Origin of the sequence: Burkholderia sp. AU16482, from assembly GCF_002223285.1 — a bacterium.
Classification (GTDB): domain Bacteria; phylum Pseudomonadota; class Gammaproteobacteria; order Burkholderiales; family Burkholderiaceae; genus Burkholderia; species Burkholderia semiarida.
Map to the genome: position 1 here is coordinate 1,417,896 of NZ_NKEY01000003.1, position 15,143 is coordinate 1,433,038.

Below are 15,143 nucleotides of genomic sequence, written 5' to 3' on the forward strand. Positions count from 1 at the left end.
CTTCCTGTTCAGCTTTTCTTGTCGAGCGGATGCCAGCGCGATCAGTCGTCGCCGTCTTCGGCGGATGCAACCATCGCATTGATTAGGAATTCGGTCAAGCTTTCGACCGGTACGGTCTGCTGAACGTTCTTTTCCCCTTCCGCGCCCGCGCCGCGCAGCGCTTTCACGCCCACCGTGCCGTTCGCGACCTCTTCTTCGCCGAAGATCACCGCGAACGCGGCGCCGCTTGCATCGGCCCGCTTCATCTGCGACTTGAAGCTCGCCGGCGCGCCGTCGGCGCTGCAGTGGAAGATCACGTCGAGGCCCGTGTCGCGCAGGCGTTCGGCCGCGATGAACGCCTGTTCGCGCGCGGTTTCGCCCTGGTGCACGACGTATACGTCGACGCCTTCCTGCTCGGGCGCGAGATCCTCTTCCTTCAGCAGCTCGAGGATGCGCTCGATGCCCATCGCCCAGCCGCACGCGGCGGTCGGCTTGCCGCCGAGCTGCTCGATCAGCGGATCGTAGCGGCCGCCGGCCGCGACCGTGCCCTGCGCGCCGAGCTTGTCGGTCACCCACTCGAACACGGTCAGGTTGTAGTAATCGAGGCCGCGCACGAGACGCGGATTGATCTTGAACGGAATGTTGTTCGCGAGCAGCAGGCGCTGCAGCCCTTCGAAATGCGCGCGCGATTCGTCGCCGAGGAAATCGATCAGCTTCGGCGCGTTCTGCGCGATCTCCTGCAGCGCGGGATTCTTCGTGTCGAGCACGCGCAGCGGGTTCGTGTACAGGCGGCGCTTCGCGTCCTCGTCGAGCACGTCGGCGAACTGCTCGAGGTACTTGATCAGTTCGACGCGGTGCGCGGCGCGCTCTGCGGCGAGGCCGAGCGAGTTGATCTCGAGCTTGATGCCGGTCAGGCCGAGGTCGTCCCACAGGCGCTGGCACATCATGATGATCTCGGCATCCGCATCGGGACCCGCGAAGCCGAGCGCCTCGACGCCGACCTGGTGGAACTGGCGATAACGGCCGCGCTGCGGACGCTCGTGACGGAACATCGGGCCGATGTACCACAGGCGCTTCGGGCCGTCGTACAGCATGTTGTGCTCGATCGCCGCACGCACGACGGCCGCGGTGTTTTCCGGGCGCATCGTCAGGTTCTCGCCGTTCAGCGCGTCGGTGAAGCTGTACATCTCCTTCTCGACGATGTCGGTGACTTCGCCGATGCCGCGCGTGAAGAGCTGCGTATGTTCGACGATCGGCGTGCGGATGTTCTGGTACCCGTACGCGCGCAGCAGCGATTTCACGGTAGCTTCGAAGAATTCCCACAGGCCGGCATCCTGCGGAAGGATGTCGTTCATGCCTTTGACGCCGGTGAGCTTCTCGATCTTGCGTTTCTGTTCAGTCATCGTTCGTGTGTGTGGACGAATTAGTTCAGGGCCTCGGTGCGGCCGTAATTGCGTGCGACGTAGTCGCTGACGATCTGCTGGAATTCCTCGGCGATCCGCTCGCCGCGCAGCGTCTTGACCTTTTCGCCGTCGATGAAGACGGGCGCGGCCGGGTTCTCGCCCGAGCCCGGCAGGCTGATGCCGATGTTCGCGTGCTTCGATTCGCCCGGGCCGTTGACGATGCAGCCCATCACCGCGACGTTCATCTTCTCGACGCCCGGATACTCCTTGCGCCAGACCGGCATCTGCTCGCGCAGATACGTCTGGATCTGCATCGCGAGTTCCTGGAACAGCGTGCTCGTCGTACGGCCGCAGCCCGGGCACGCGATCACCATCGGCGCGAACGAGCGCAGGCCCATCGTCTGGAGGATTTCCTGGCCGACGATCACTTCGCCCGTGCGCGACGCGCCCGGCTCCGGCGTCAGCGAAATGCGGATCGTGTCGCCGATCCCTTCCTGCAGCAGCACGCCGAGCGCCGCCGTCGACGCGACGATCCCCTTCGAGCCCATGCCGGCCTCGGTCAGCCCGAGGTGCAGCGCGAAGCCGCAGCGGCGGCCGAGTTCGCGGTACACCGCGATCAGGTCCTGCACGCCGCTGACCTTGCACGACAGCACGATGCGGTCGCGCCCCAGGCCAAGCTCCACCGCACGCTCGGCCGAGCCGATCGCCGACTGGATCAGCGCCTCGTACATCACGCTCTGCGCGTCCCACGGCTGCGCGCGCGCGGCGTTCTCGTCCATCATGCGCGCCAGCAGATCCTGGTCGAGGCTGCCCCAGTTCACGCCGATCCGCACCGGCTTGTCGTACTTCGCCGCAGCCTCGATCATCTGCGCGAACTGCGTGTCGCGCTTCGCGCCCTGACCGACGTTACCGGGGTTGATCCGGTACTTCGACAGCGACTCCGCGCAGCCCGGGTAGTCGCGCAGCAGCAGGTGGCCGTTGTAGTGGAAATCGCCGACGAGCGGCACCGTCACGCCCATCCGGTCGAGCTGCTCGCGAATCGCCGGCACGGCGGCCGCGGCTTCGGGCGTGTTGACCGTGATGCGCACCAGCTCGGAGCCCGCATTCGCGAGTTCCTTGATCTGGATCGCCGTGCCGATCGCGTCGGCCGTGTCGGTATTCGTCATCGACTGTACGCGCACCGGCGCGTCGCCGCCGATCGTCACGAGTTGCCCGCCCCAGCGGACATCCACCGCATGCGATACGCGGCGCGGCTGATGCCCGCCGAACACCGGCTCGGTTGAACAAATCTGACTGCTGCGTGGGGATTGAGCTTCGGATTGCATCGATAGATCCATTTACGCGGAATGCGCCGCGACGCGGCGCATGAATTGAAAAAGCGCCGTGCCCTCACGGCCCGCCGATATCGACGGCAGGCCTTCGCCACGGCGCTTGACGTCAGGGCAGCGTGAACCGCGCCACGTTACCCCGCGCTGCCGAATATTTTGCCGGATCGACCGGTTTTCCGTCGAACGCAACCGCGTCGAGGCCGGCCTTGTTGCCGATCGTGACCTTGAACGGTCCGTCACCGGCGACCTGCTTCGTTTCGCCGGCGCGCACCAGCGCCGAGAACAGCTCCTTGCCATTCTTGTCGCGCACGCTGAACCAGCAATCCTGCTTGACCTTCAGTTCGACCATCGACTGGCCCGCCGCGACCACGACGCTCGCCGGCTGGGCCGGCGCGGCCGTGCTTGCCGCCGCCGTTGCCGCCACGGGCTGCGATGCCGCAGCCGTCGCGACCGGGGCGGCGGGCGCCGGGACAGCCGATGCAATCGCCTGCGCCGGGGCCGCCGACGCGGCAGCCGGGGCCGGAACCTCATTCGCCACCGCCGCCGACGCACCGTTCGGGGCCGCTTCTTCAGCGGAGGACGCTGCCGCCGCGCTCGCGGCCGACGCATGTTCGGCGTCGCCGCCCTTGAAGCGCGCGAGCAGGCTCGACGAATCGCCGCCAGTGTGCCACATCAGTGCGGCGACCACCGCGACGATGACGATCCCCGTTCCCCACAGCCAGGGATGGTGGCGCGACGAACCGCCCAGCGGAATCGACACGCGGCCGCGCGGCAGATCCGTGCCCGACGACGCAGGCATCGACAGGTCGACTTCCGGCACCCCGCGCTCGCGGCGCAGCGCCTGCGCGAACGGTTCCGGATCGACGCCGAGCATCTTCGCGTAGCTGCGCACGACGCCGAGCGCGAACGTCACGCCAGGCAAATGGCTGATGTCGCCGGCCTCGAGCGCCCGGAGTTTCTGTGGTGCGACCTTGAGTCGCGCCGACACGTCGTCGACCGACCAGCCCTTCGTCTCCCGAAGCTGCGCCAGCCGGCTGCCGACCGCCGCCAGCGATTCCAGCCCCGCCGGTGCCGGCTTCGCGGCATTCGTCTCTGCGCCGTTAGACGGCTGCGGCTCACTCATCCTTGTCCTCGCGTCGATTCTTCTTCACTGGCGGGTGCCGCCGGCTCCTGCCGGCCGGCACCCGCAACGGTTCATACCCTGCGCGGCGCCGAGGCGCCGCGACCGATCGCTATTCGCGTGTTGCACCGCCAAACGGTTCGGGCACCCTGGGCAGGTGCCCCGAACCAGGCGTCCCCGACTACGCGCCCCCGACTACGCGCCCCCGATTAGGCGTCCCCGACTGGGCGTCCCCGACTAGGCGTCCCCGTCAAACTGCCCGAACTTCGATGATCTTTCCTGCCGCGCCCGTCCGTTCCGCGAGGCGCGTGCGGTCCTTCACCGCGCCGGCCAGTTGCCCGCACGCGGCGTCGATGTCGTCGCCGCGGGTCTTGCGCACGGTCGTGACGACGCCCGCGTCGATGAGGACCTGCGCGAAACGCTTGATCTGCTCTGGCTTCGAACGGATCAGGCCAGATTCCGGAAACGGATTGAACGGGATCAGGTTGAACTTGCACGGCACGTCGCGCGTGACGGCCAGCAGTTCGCGCGCATGCGCTTCGGTGTCGTTGACACCGTCGAGCATGCAGTATTCGAACGTGATGAAGTCGCGCGGCGCGACTTTCAGATAACGCTGGCACGCAGCCATCAGCTCGCGAAGCGGATACTTCTTGTTGAGCGGCACCAGCTCGTCGCGCAGCGCATCGTTCGGCGCATGCAGCGAAACGGCCAGCGCGACCGGCAACTCGGCGCCGAGGCGGTCCATCATCGGCACCACGCCCGATGTAGACAGCGTGACGCGACGGCGCGACAGGCCGTACGCGTTGTCGTCGAGCATCAGCCGCATCGCGGGCACGACCGCGCTGTAATTCAGCAGCGGCTCGCCCATGCCCATCATCACCACGTTGGTGACGACCCGCTCGGCCTTGCCGTTCGGGCCGGGCGCGCGGCCCAGCGACGCTCGCAATGCAAATTCGGCCATCCGGAGCTGGCCGATGATTTCGGCTGTCGACAGGTTGCGGGAGAAGCCCTGCTTGCCCGTCGAACAGAAGCGGCAGTTCACCGCGCATCCGGCCTGCGACGACACGCACAGCGTGCCGCGCGTCTCTTCCGGGATGAACACGGTTTCGACCGCATTGCCGTTTCCGACGTCGATCAGCCACTTGCGTGTACCGTCGGTGGAAACGTGATCGCTGACGATATCCGGCATCACGATCGACGCGCGGCCCTTGAGCTTTTCCCTCAGGGACTTCGCGAGATCGGTCATGCCGTCGAAGTCGCCGGCGTTGTACTGGTGGATCCAGCGCTGCAACTGCTTGGCGCGGAACGGCTTCTCGCCCAGGCTGCCGCAGTACGCGACAAGACCCTCGGCGTCGAAGTCGAGAAGATTGACGGAAGTTTCGCTCGTCATGATGTGCTGCCTTGCCGCGTGCGCTGAATCCTGCCTACTTGCTGTCAGCCAGGGCTTAACGCGAGTAAACGTTCATTTCCGGGAAGAAGAACGCGATTTCGACCGCTGCCGTTTCCGCAGCGTCCGAGCCGTGCACGGCGTTCGCGTCGATGCTGTCGGCGAAGTCGGCCCGGATCGTGCCCTTTTCCGCCTTCTTCGGATCCGTCGCGCCCATCAGGTCGCGGTTCTTCAGGATCGCGCCTTCCCCTTCCAGAACCTGGATCATCACCGGGCCCGAGATCATGAAATCGACGAGATCCTTGAAGAACGGACGTGCCGCGTGGACTGCGTAGAACTTCTCTGCGTCAGCACGCGACAGGTGTGCCATGCGCGCTGCGACGATCTTCAGGCCGGCGCCTTCGAAACGGCTGTAGATCTGGCCGATCACGTTCTTTGCCACCGCATCCGGCTTGATGATCGACAGGGTGCGCTCGATTGCCATAAAAACTCCAAAAAATTAAGAAGTTACAGGTTCAAATGAATCCGCTATTGTAGCACGATCCCGTGTATCATTGCGATTGAACCCTTACACGAATGAAAGGTTCAGAATCCATATGTTTTGTTCCGCCGAGCCATTGAAACCTCGCGGCACGGAACGTATCTTAGCCATAGCTGCCCCGGTTTGCTGCGCCGCACATCGCGCGCGCCGAACCGGCCCCGGACGCCCACGCGTTCAATGTTAGGAGAAACCATGAACGACTATCCGTACAATTTCGGCCGCGGCGGTTCCGTCAGCACCGCCGAGGTTCGCAACCGCGTGCTGCGGAACACGTACTGGCTGCTCGCACTGTCGATGGTGCCGACCGTGCTGGGCGCCTGGGTCGGCGTCGCGACGGGCTTCTCGCTGTTCGCGGCCACGAGCCCGATGATGAGCCTGCTCGCGTTCTTCGCGATCGCGTTCGGCTTCATGTTCGCGATCGAGCGGACGAAAAACAGCGCGGCCGGCGTGTTCGTGCTGCTCGGCTTCACGTTCTTCATGGGCCTGATGCTGTCGCGGCTGCTGAGCTTCATCCTCGGCTTCTCGAACGGCCCGTCGCTGATCATGCTCGCGTTCGGCGGCACCGGCATCATCTTCGCCGTGATGGCGACGATCGCCACCGTCAGCAAGCGCGACTTCTCGGGGCTCGGCAAGTGGCTGTTCATGGGCGTGATCGTGATCCTGCTGGCGTCGGTCGCGAACATCTTCCTGCAACTGCCGGCGCTGATGCTCACCGTGTCGGTGCTCGCGATCGCGATCTTCTCGGCCTACATGCTGTTCGACGTCCAGCGCGTCGTGAACGGCGGCGAGACGAACTACATCTCGGCCACGCTCGCGATCTACCTCGACCTGTACAACGTGTTCACGAACCTGCTCGCGCTGCTCGGCATCTTCGGCGGCAACCGCAACTGACGTTCGCTGCGCACCCATGAAAAAACCGGCCCGCGGGCCGGTTTTTTTACGTCCGACGCCCGGCTCAGTCGCGCTCGAACAGCGCCATCGATTCGACGTGCGACGTATTCGGGAACATGTTCACGACACCAGCGCCCTTCAAGCGGTAGCCGGCCTCGTGCACGAGCAGGCCCGCATCGCGCGCGAGCGTCGACGGGTTGCACGACACGTAGACGATGCGTTTCGGCAGCGGGCCTTCGCCGCTCTGCGCGATCTCGGCCAGCGCCTTCGACACCGCGAGCGCGCCTTCGCGCGGCGGGTCGATCAGGAACTTGTCGAATGCGCCGAGCGCGCGCAGATCGTCGCCCGTCACTTCGAACAGGTTGCGGCACGCGAACGTCGTGTGGCCGTCGACACCGTTCTCGCGCGCGTTCGCCAGCGCGCGCGTGGTCAGCGTGTCGCTGCCCTCGATGCCCATCACTTCGCGCGACAGCCGCGCGAGCGGCAGCGTGAAGTTGCCGATTCCACAGAACAGGTCGAGCACGCGGTCGTCGCGCGACGGCGCGAGCAGGCGCAGCGCGCGGCCCACCAGCACGCGGTTGATCTGGTGATTGACCTGCGTGAAGTCGGTCGGCTTGAACGGCATGCGGATGCCGAATTCCGGCAGCGTGTAATCGAGCGACACGTCGAGCGGATAGAACGGCGTTACCGTGTCCGGCCCCTTCGGCTGCAGCCAGAACTGCACCTTGTGCTCGTCCGCGAACGCGCGCAGCAGCGCTTCGTCGTCCGCGTTGATCGGCTCCAGCACGCGCAGCACGAGCGCCGTGACGGCCGAGCCGACCGCGAGTTCGATCTGCGGCATCCGGTCGCGAATCGACAGCCCCTCGACGAGCCGGCGCAGCGGCACGAGCATCGCCGACACGTGCGGCGGCAGCACTTCGCAGCTCGTCATGTCGGCGACGTAGCTGCTCTTCTTCTCGTGGAATCCGACCAGCACGCCGCCCTTCTTCGCGACGTTGCGCACGGTCAGGCGCGCGCGGTAGCGATAGCCCCATGACGGGCCGTGGATCGGCGCGAACATCGTTTCCGCGCGCAGCTTCGCCAGGTGCCACAGATTGTCTTCGAGCACGCGCTGCTTGACCGCGACCTGCGCGCGCATGTCGAGATGCTGCATCGAGCAGCCGCCGCAGGTGCCGAAGAACTTGCATTTCGGCTGCGTGCGCATCACGCTCGGGCGCAGAATGTCGACGACCGTCGCCTGCTCGTAGCTCGGCTTGCGGCGATAGCTCGAATAGGTCACGCGCTCGCCCGGCAGCGCGCCTTCGACGAAGATCACCTTGCCCGGCTGGCCGTCCTCGGTCACCGTGCGGCCGACACCGCGCGCTTCCATGTCGAGCGATTCGATCTCGAGAACCGGTGCAGGCCCGGGCGGAACGGGCGCATTTTTCGATTTGCGCGCAGAAGTGGGGACGGCTTCGGACACCAGCTTTTCCTGACAAACGTTGAAGAAGGCGAGATTGTAGACGACGCAGGCCCTCGCCGCGTGCTTTGGATGAGGCACGCATCGGGCACGCGGGCATAAACCATGCGGCGCGGGCCCGGACGGCCGCTCGACGCGGCTTTCCGATTCGCCCGCGGCCGGCGTGGGCCACGGAATCAGCCGAGGCAACGTCCGAGGCCCAACATCCCTACCCGCCCGACAGGAGGTTCGACCATGCGATTGATCGACTGGAACATCCAATGGGGCCGGGACGCGGACGGCGGCGTCGATCTTCCGCGCACCGTCGCAGCCATCCGCCGGCTCGGCGATTTCGACGTGCTGTGCCTGCAGGAAGTCACGCGCGGCTTCGACGCACTGCCCGGCCGGCCAGGCCCCGATCAGTTCGCCGAACTCGCGGCGCTGTTGCCCGGCTATACGATCGTCGACGCCATCGGCGCCGACCTGCCGGCCATCCGGCCCGGGGGAGCACGCCGCCAGTTCGGCAATGCGATCGCGACGCGGCTGCCGGTCGGGCGCGTGCTGCGCCAATTGCTGCCGTGGCCCGCGGACGCCGGCGCGCCGTCGATGCCGCGCGTCGCGCTCGATATCGAGTTGCAGGCGCCCTTCGGGCCGTTGCGCGTGATCACCACGCATCTGGAGTATTACTCGGCGCGCCAGCGGCTTGCACAGGTCGACGCGCTACGCGCCCGGCATCGCGAGGCCTGTGCGCACGCGGACCACCCCGCGCCCGCCGAAACCGCCGACGGGCCGTTCAGCGCGACCGGACAACCGCGCGACGCGATCGTCTGCGGCGATTTCAACAGCGCATTCGGCAGCGAGGCATACCGACGCTTTCTGGAGCCGATTGCCGACGCGCCGCGTTTCGTCGACGCGTGGGTCGCGCTGCATCCCGGTCGTACGCCGCCGCCGACGGCCGGCGTCTACGATACGGTGCAATGGTCGGACGGCCCGCTCGCGTGCGATTTCGTGTTCGTGACCGACACGCTGTTGCCGCGCGTCACCGGCTGCGAGATCGACGGCGACGTACGCGCGTCCGATCACCAGCCGGTGCTGCTCGAGCTGGCCTGAACGCGCAGGTTGCGGCGCCGCCGCCCGCGCTACGCGTCGAAGCCGGCCAGGTATTCAGCCCAGTGCGGCGCCGGCTCCAGCGCGAGCGCGTTCTTCACGAGCAGGATTTCGTCCGCGTACTCGCTCGGCGTCAGCCCGCCGCGCATCAACTGAAACCGGCAATACAGCAGGTAGGTGTTGACGACGTCGGTTTCGCAATAGTTGCGGATTTCGTCGATCCGGCCGTCGCGGAACGCCGGCCATACCTGGCTGCCGTCCATCCCGAGCTTGCCCGGGAAACCGCACAGCTTCGCCAGCGCGTCGAGCGGCGCGTTCGCGCGCGCCTGATACATCGCCAACACGTCCATCAGGTCGGTATGCCGCGAGTGATAGCGCGAGATGTAGTTGTTCCACTTGAATTCGCGGTCGTCCTCGCCGAGATCCCAGTAGCGGGTGGCGGGAATGCCGTGCACGAGCGCGCGGTAATGGAGCACCGGCAGATCGAAACCGCCGCCGTTCCACGACACGAGTTGCGGCGTGTATTTCTCGATCACGCGGTAGAACGACTGGATCAGCGTGGCTTCGTTGTCCTGCGGCGTCCCGAGCGAGCGCACGCGAAAACCGTTGTTGTCGCGGAACACGCACGAGATCGCCGCGATCCGCTGCAGATGGTGCGGCAGGAAATCGCCGCCGGTCTTCTCGCGGCGTGCGGCAAACGCATGTTCGGCCACTGCGGCATCGTCGAGCGTCGCGGGCAGGTCTTCCAGACGGCGGATGCCGTCGACATCGGGAATCGTCTCGATGTCAAAAACGAGAATCGGAGTCATCAGTTACAGAACGGCGTCCTTGCGCACGCCGTTGGAGGCGAAGAACCGCTTGAGGCGCACCAGCGCTTCCTGCTGGATCTGGCGCACGCGCTCGCGCGTGAGCCCCATCTCGTCGGCAAGCTCCTCGAGCGTCGCCGGTTCGATGTGGTTCAGGCCGAAGCGGCGCTCGATCACGTGCCGGTGCTTGTCGGACAGCCGCGACAGCCACGCGCGCGTCAGCGTTTCGAGCTCGCGATGCTGCACCTCGGCGTCGGGCGACTGGCTCTGGTCGTCGGGCAGCAGGTCGAGCAGGCTGCTCGCGGGATCGAGGTCGAGCGGCGCGTCGAGCGATGCCGTGTGTTCGTTGAGCGCGAGGATATCGGTGACTTCCTCGGCGGTCTTGCCGGTGAGATAGGCGATGTCGTCGATACTGGCTTCGCGGCGCTCGGCCGCCTCGCCCGTCGACATCGAATTCTTTTCGAGGTGGCGCTTCGCGCGCAGCACCTGGTTCAGTTCGCGGATCACGTGCACGGGCAGGCGTACCGTGCGGGCCTGGTTCATGATTGCCCGCTCGATGCTCTGCCGGATCCACCACGTCGCATAGGTCGAGAAACGGAACCCGCGCGTCGGGTCGAATTTCTCGATCGCATGCATCAGGCCGAGGTTGCCTTCCTCGATCAGGTCGAGCAGCGGCACGCCGCGGTTCAGGTACCCCTTCGCGATACTGACGACGAGACGCAGGTTGCGCTCGATCATCACCTGCCGCGCCTCGAATTCGCCGGCCTTCGCGAGGCGCGAATAGCGCTGCTCTTCCTCGACGGTCAGCAGCGGCTTCACGCTGATGCGGTTCAGGTAATGCTGGATCGTGTCGGCCGTGAGCTCGGCCTGCAGCAGCGTGCGGAAATCGTCGACGTCGGGAACTGCTTCCTGGCGGCTTTCGCGCTCGTCGTCGCCACCGTCCGCGTCGGCGTCGGCGTCGCGTGCCTCGAGATCGCGTTCGTTTTCCGCGACGTCGTCTTCGTCGTCCGTCGAAGCACCTGCTCGCCCCACCGATGCTTGCGTGGCACGACTGATCTTCTCAGACTCGGCTTGCGGCTCGTGGCGCTTCGATTTCGGCATGGTCGTCTCGGTTATTGAGGCGGCAAATACTTCAGCGGATCGACAGGCTTACCCTGCCGGCGAACCTCGAAATGCAGCATCACGCGGTCGGCATCGCTGTTACCCATCTCGGCGATCTTCTGCCCCTTCGTTACCGCGTCCCCCTCTTTTACCATCAAAGCGCGATTGTGTGCATACGCCGTGAGGTAAGTTGCATCGTGTTTGATGATAATGAGGTTGCCGTAACCACGCAGCCCGTTGCCGGAGTAAACGACGCGGCCGTCTGCTGCCGCCTTCACGGCCTCGCCGGCCGTCCCGCCGATATTGACACCCTTGTTCTTCGCATCGTCGAACCCGTTCAGCACGGGGCCGCGCGCGGGCCACGCGAACGTCACGGGGCCGCTCGGGGCCGCGGCCGTATCGCTCGATCCGGTTGCCGCGGCCGGCGGCGTGGCGGCAAGTGCCGACGACGTGCCGGCAGCCGGCGTGGCCGGGCCGCTGCTCAGCGGCGCGGTCGCGACCGCACCACCGGCGATCGGTGCGGTGGCCGGCGCGCCCGCGACCGCGGCGCCGCCCGGCGGCGCGACACGCAGCAACTGGTCGACTTCGATCTGGTTCGGGTTCGCCAGATTGTTCCACGACGCGATGTCTCGATAGTTCTGCCCGTTCTCGAGCGCGATCCGGTACAGCGTGTCACCCGGCTTCACCCGATAGAAGCCGGGCGGCGGCGGGCCGAGCGGCACCGCGGGCTGCGCGGCGGTGCTCGTGCCGAGCGCCCCGGAGCGATCGACGACGGGCGCGTTGTCGAGCCGCGTCGCACAGGCGGCCAGCAGCGTGGAGAAAGCAGCCACACAGATCGCGCGCTGGGCGAGCGTGAGCGGTTCCCTGGATCGGTTGTTTTGCATCGCGCGCAACATACTCATCGGTTTCAAATCACTCCGGATTTTAAAGGGACAAAGAAAACGCGATCAAGCCGGGACTCTCGCCATTGCGCGTGCGCGACGCGCTCGACGAGCGTGAGCACCTGGTGCTGTCCGCTCTGCGCACCGACAGGCGCGACGAGCCGCCCGCCGATCGCGAGTTGCTCGAGTAGCGCGCGCGGCACGTCGAGCCCCGCCGCCGCGATCACGATCGCGTCGAACGGGGCCGCGGACGGCAGACCGACACGCCCGTCGCCGTAGTGCAGACGGATGTTCGGCACGCGCAGCGGCCGCAGGTTCAGCTTCGCGCGCTCGTAAAGCGGCTTGATGCGTTCAATCGAATACACGTCGCGTGCCACGTGGCTCAGCACGGCGGCCTGATAGCCGCAGCCCGTGCCGATCTCGAGCACGCGCTCGAGCGTGCGGCCGGCCATCGCGAGCTCGATCATGCGCGCGACGACCGACGGCTTTGAAATGGTTTGCTGGTGGCCGATCGGCAGCGCCGAATCCTCGTAGGCCTGCGTCGCGAGCCCCGGATCCACGAACAGGTGGCGCGGCACCGCGGCCATCGCGTCCAGCACGCGCGCATCGGTCACGCCGTTCGCGCGCAGGCGTTCGACCATCCGCTCGCGCACACGTTCCGACGTAAGCGCGAACGCGCCGGCCGGCGCGACACTCGGCGCAGCCGGCTTCGGTAGCGCAGGTTTCAGTGCGGTGGGCTTCGGTGCGGTCGCCGGCTTCGCGGCGGCGATGCCCGGCTGCGGCGCACGCAACGCGGCCGGCTTCACCGCGACCGGTTTCAGCGCGGCCGCGGGTTTGTCGGCGGCCTTCGGCACCGCGCTCGCCGTCTGGCGTTCGCCGGCCCGGCCTTTTTCCGACTTGCGTGGCGCTCGCTTGAGATCTTCGAGCGCGAGCGGGAACCGCTTCGCGCGCTCGCCGCTCATGAAGCCCGCCCTCCGGCGCGCGCCCATTCGCGCGTCGCGGGCAGCATCTGCGTATGCGTGAGATCGAGCTGCAGCGGCGTGATCGACACGAAACCGTTCGCGACGGCATGGAAATCGGTGCCTTCGCTGGCGTCCAGCGCCTCTCCCGCGGCGCCGATCCAGTAGATCGGCTCGCCGCGCGGGTCGGTCTGGCGAATCACCGGCTGCGACGGATGACGCTTGCCGAGGCGCGTGACCTTCCAGCCCTTCAGTTGATCGTACGGCAGGTTCGGAATGTTGACGTTCAGCAGCGGCTGGCCCGGCAGCGGATGCGCGAGGTAGTGCGCGACGATTTCCGCGGCGACGCGCGCGGCGTCGGCCAGATGCGTCCAGCCCTTGTCGACCAGCGAGAACGCGATGGCCGGCACGCCGAACATGATGCCTTCGGTGGCGGCTGCAACTGTCCCCGAATAGAGCGTGTCTTCGCCCATGTTCTGGCCGTTGTTGATGCCGGACACGACGATGTCCGGCCTCGCATCGGCCATCCCCGTCAGCGCGACGTGCACCGAATCGGTCGGCGTGCCGTTCACGTAGAAGAAACCCGTACCCGCTGCGCGCTGCACCGACAGCGGCCGCGACAACGTGAGGGAATTCGACGCGCCGCTGCAGTTCTGCTCGGGCGCGATCACCGTAAGCTCGGCCAGCGGCTGCAGCGCTTCGCTGAGCGCGGCGAGACCAGGGGCGAGATAGCCGTCGTCGTTGCTGAGTAGGATTCGCATCCGGCGATTGTAACCGAGGAAGGATGGCGCGAGAGCGACAGTCCAGCCACCGCAGGCGGGCGGGTATACGCATGGGCGGGCGATGCGCCGCCGTACTGCGCGGCGGCGTTCCGCGCGCTGGGGAAAACACCGTGTCGCCCGATTTGCCGCCCCGACGAAAGTCTGGACGACGGGATCCCATCGCCGGGCCGGCTGCGCTCAGATCGCGCCCGCCTCGCGCAGTGCGGCAATCGCCTGCGTGTCGTAGCCGAGGCCGCGCAGCACCTCGTCGGTGTGCTCGCCGAGCTCGGGCCCGAGCCAGCGCGTTTCGCCCGGCGTGGCCGACAGCTTCGGCGTGATGTTCGGCAGCGGAATGTCGGTGCCGTCGGCCAGCTTGAACCGCTGGATCATCTGGCGGGCGACGAACTGCGGATCGGTGAACATGTCGGCCGCGCTGTAGATGCGTCCGGCCGGCACGTCGGCCGCGTTCAGCACGCCGAGCGCCTCGTCGATCGTGCGCGGCGCGAGCCACGCGGCGATCGCGTCGTCGATTTCCTGCGTGCGCGGCACGCGCCCGTCGTTTTGCGCGAGCGCGGGATCGTCGGCGAGGTCGTCGCGCTCGATCGCCTTCATCAGCCGCTTGAAGATCGGGTCGCTGTTGCCGCCGATCACGATGCTGCCGTCGCGGCATGCATACGTGTTCGACGGCACGATGCCCGGCAGCGACGCGCCGGTGCGCTCGCGCACCATCCCGTACACGCCGTATTCGGGCACCACGCTTTCCATCATGTTGAAGACGGCTTCATACAGTGCAACGTCGACCACCTGCCCCGCGCCGCCGTTGACCTTGCGGTGATGGAGCGCCATCAGCGCGCCGATCACGCCGTGCAGCGCGGCGATCGAATCGCCGATCGAGATGCCGATGCGCGGCGGCGGAAGATCCGGATAGCCGGTGATGTGGCGCAGCCCGCCCATCGATTCGGCGATCGCGCCGAAGCCGGGCCGGTCGCGGTACGGGCCCGTCTGCCCGTAGCCGGACAGGCGCACCATCACGAGGCCCGGATTGTCGGCCGACAGCACGTCGTAGCCGAGCCCGAGCTTTTCGAGCAGGCCCGGACGGAAGTTCTCGATCACGATGTCGGCCTCGCTCGCGAGTTGCCGCGCGATCGCCTTGCCGGCGTCGGCTTTCAGGTTTAGCGTGACCGATTTCTTGTTGCGCGCCTGCACGGACCACCACAGCGACGTGCCGCCCTGCTCCGGGTAGAGCTTGCGCCATTTGCGCAGCGGGTCGCCGCCGTTCGGATCCTCGATCTTGATCACTTCCGCGCCGAATTCGGCGAACAGCCGCGACGCGAACGGCCCCGCGATCAGCGTTCCGAATTCGAGCACTTTGACGCCCGCGAGCGGGCCCTGGCTGGTGCTCATGTGTCTCCCTGGCATGAGGAACGGCGCCGCTAGCAGG

14 protein-coding genes are annotated in these 15,143 nt (G+C 66.8%); 2 read left to right on the top strand and 12 right to left on the bottom strand.

What is annotated here, in order from left to right; all coding sequences use genetic code 11:
* Positions 1-41: 41 nt before the first annotated feature.
* The 5 genes from hisS to ndk form a co-directional block, all read right to left on the bottom strand.
* Positions 42-1,382 carry a histidine--tRNA ligase gene (hisS, locus tag CFB35_RS09085; RefSeq protein WP_089464808.1) on the bottom strand — a complete coding sequence of 447 codons (1,341 nt, stop codon included), beginning with the start codon at positions 1,380-1,382 and terminating at the stop codon, positions 42-44.
* Between the two features lie 20 nt (positions 1,383-1,402).
* On the bottom strand, positions 1,403-2,707 hold the full coding sequence (ispG, locus tag CFB35_RS09090) for a flavodoxin-dependent (E)-4-hydroxy-3-methylbut-2-enyl-diphosphate synthase (RefSeq protein WP_059585331.1): 1,305 nt from the start codon (positions 2,705-2,707) through the stop codon (positions 1,403-1,405).
* Between the two features lie 112 nt (positions 2,708-2,819).
* Positions 2,820-3,833 carry a helix-turn-helix domain-containing protein gene (locus CFB35_RS09095; RefSeq protein ID WP_089464809.1) on the bottom strand — a complete coding sequence of 338 codons (1,014 nt, stop codon included), beginning with the start codon at positions 3,831-3,833 and terminating at the stop codon, positions 2,820-2,822.
* A gap of 247 nt (positions 3,834-4,080) precedes the next feature.
* Positions 4,081-5,220: a 23S rRNA (adenine(2503)-C(2))-methyltransferase RlmN gene (gene rlmN / locus CFB35_RS09100; RefSeq protein WP_027812035.1), complete on the bottom strand. Its 1,140-nt coding sequence runs from the start codon at positions 5,218-5,220 to the stop codon at positions 4,081-4,083.
* Positions 5,221-5,275: 55 nt separating this feature from the next.
* Entirely contained in the window at positions 5,276-5,701 is a 426-nt protein-coding gene (gene ndk, locus CFB35_RS09105) for a nucleoside-diphosphate kinase (RefSeq protein ID WP_040144283.1), read from the bottom strand.
* A gap of 249 nt (positions 5,702-5,950) precedes the next feature.
* Between ndk and CFB35_RS09110 the strand changes: the two genes are divergently transcribed.
* Entirely contained in the window at positions 5,951-6,649 is a 699-nt protein-coding gene (locus CFB35_RS09110; RefSeq protein ID WP_059585309.1) for a Bax inhibitor-1/YccA family protein, read from the top strand.
* A 64-nt stretch (positions 6,650-6,713) separates the two neighbouring features.
* Here CFB35_RS09110 and rlmD read toward each other — a convergent pair whose 3' ends face one another.
* Entirely contained in the window at positions 6,714-8,018 is a 1,305-nt protein-coding gene (rlmD, locus tag CFB35_RS09115) for a 23S rRNA (uracil(1939)-C(5))-methyltransferase RlmD (RefSeq protein WP_264160244.1), read from the bottom strand.
* Between the two features lie 324 nt (positions 8,019-8,342).
* On the opposite strand from rlmD, the gene CFB35_RS09120 reads away from it, so the two are divergent.
* Positions 8,343-9,197 (top strand): endonuclease/exonuclease/phosphatase family protein, encoded by an 855-nt coding sequence (locus tag CFB35_RS09120; RefSeq protein WP_089464810.1) that lies wholly within the window; start codon positions 8,343-8,345, stop codon positions 9,195-9,197.
* Positions 9,198-9,226: 29 nt separating this feature from the next.
* Here the strand turns inward: CFB35_RS09120 and CFB35_RS09125 are convergent, their stop codons facing one another.
* The 6 genes from CFB35_RS09125 to CFB35_RS09150 all read right to left on the bottom strand — a co-directional run bounded on the left by CFB35_RS09125 (position 9,227) and on the right by CFB35_RS09150 (position 15,106).
* A complete protein-coding gene (locus CFB35_RS09125; RefSeq protein ID WP_059645787.1) occupies positions 9,227-10,003 on the bottom strand; it encodes a 3'-5' exonuclease in 777 nt (258 codons plus the stop codon).
* A 3-nt stretch (positions 10,004-10,006) separates the two neighbouring features.
* Positions 10,007-11,101, bottom strand: a complete 1,095-nt coding sequence (gene rpoS, locus CFB35_RS09130; RefSeq protein ID WP_089464811.1) for an RNA polymerase sigma factor RpoS — start codon at positions 11,099-11,101, stop codon at positions 10,007-10,009.
* A gap of 11 nt (positions 11,102-11,112) precedes the next feature.
* Complete coding sequence (locus CFB35_RS09135) at positions 11,113-12,003, bottom strand: peptidoglycan DD-metalloendopeptidase family protein (protein ID WP_059585304.1); 891 nt, start codon at positions 12,001-12,003, stop codon at positions 11,113-11,115.
* A gap of 5 nt (positions 12,004-12,008) precedes the next feature.
* A complete protein-coding gene (locus CFB35_RS09140) occupies positions 12,009-12,944 on the bottom strand; it encodes a protein-L-isoaspartate(D-aspartate) O-methyltransferase (RefSeq protein WP_089464989.1) in 936 nt (311 codons plus the stop codon).
* Positions 12,941-13,702 carry a 5'/3'-nucleotidase SurE gene (gene surE, locus CFB35_RS09145; protein WP_059585303.1) on the bottom strand — a complete coding sequence of 254 codons (762 nt, stop codon included), beginning with the start codon at positions 13,700-13,702 and terminating at the stop codon, positions 12,941-12,943. Before surE ends, CFB35_RS09140 begins: the two co-directional genes overlap by 4 nt.
* 198 nt (positions 13,703-13,900) lie before the next feature.
* A complete protein-coding gene (locus CFB35_RS09150; RefSeq protein ID WP_059585302.1) occupies positions 13,901-15,106 on the bottom strand; it encodes a CaiB/BaiF CoA-transferase family protein in 1,206 nt (401 codons plus the stop codon).
* Between the last annotated feature and the right edge of the window lie 37 nt (positions 15,107-15,143).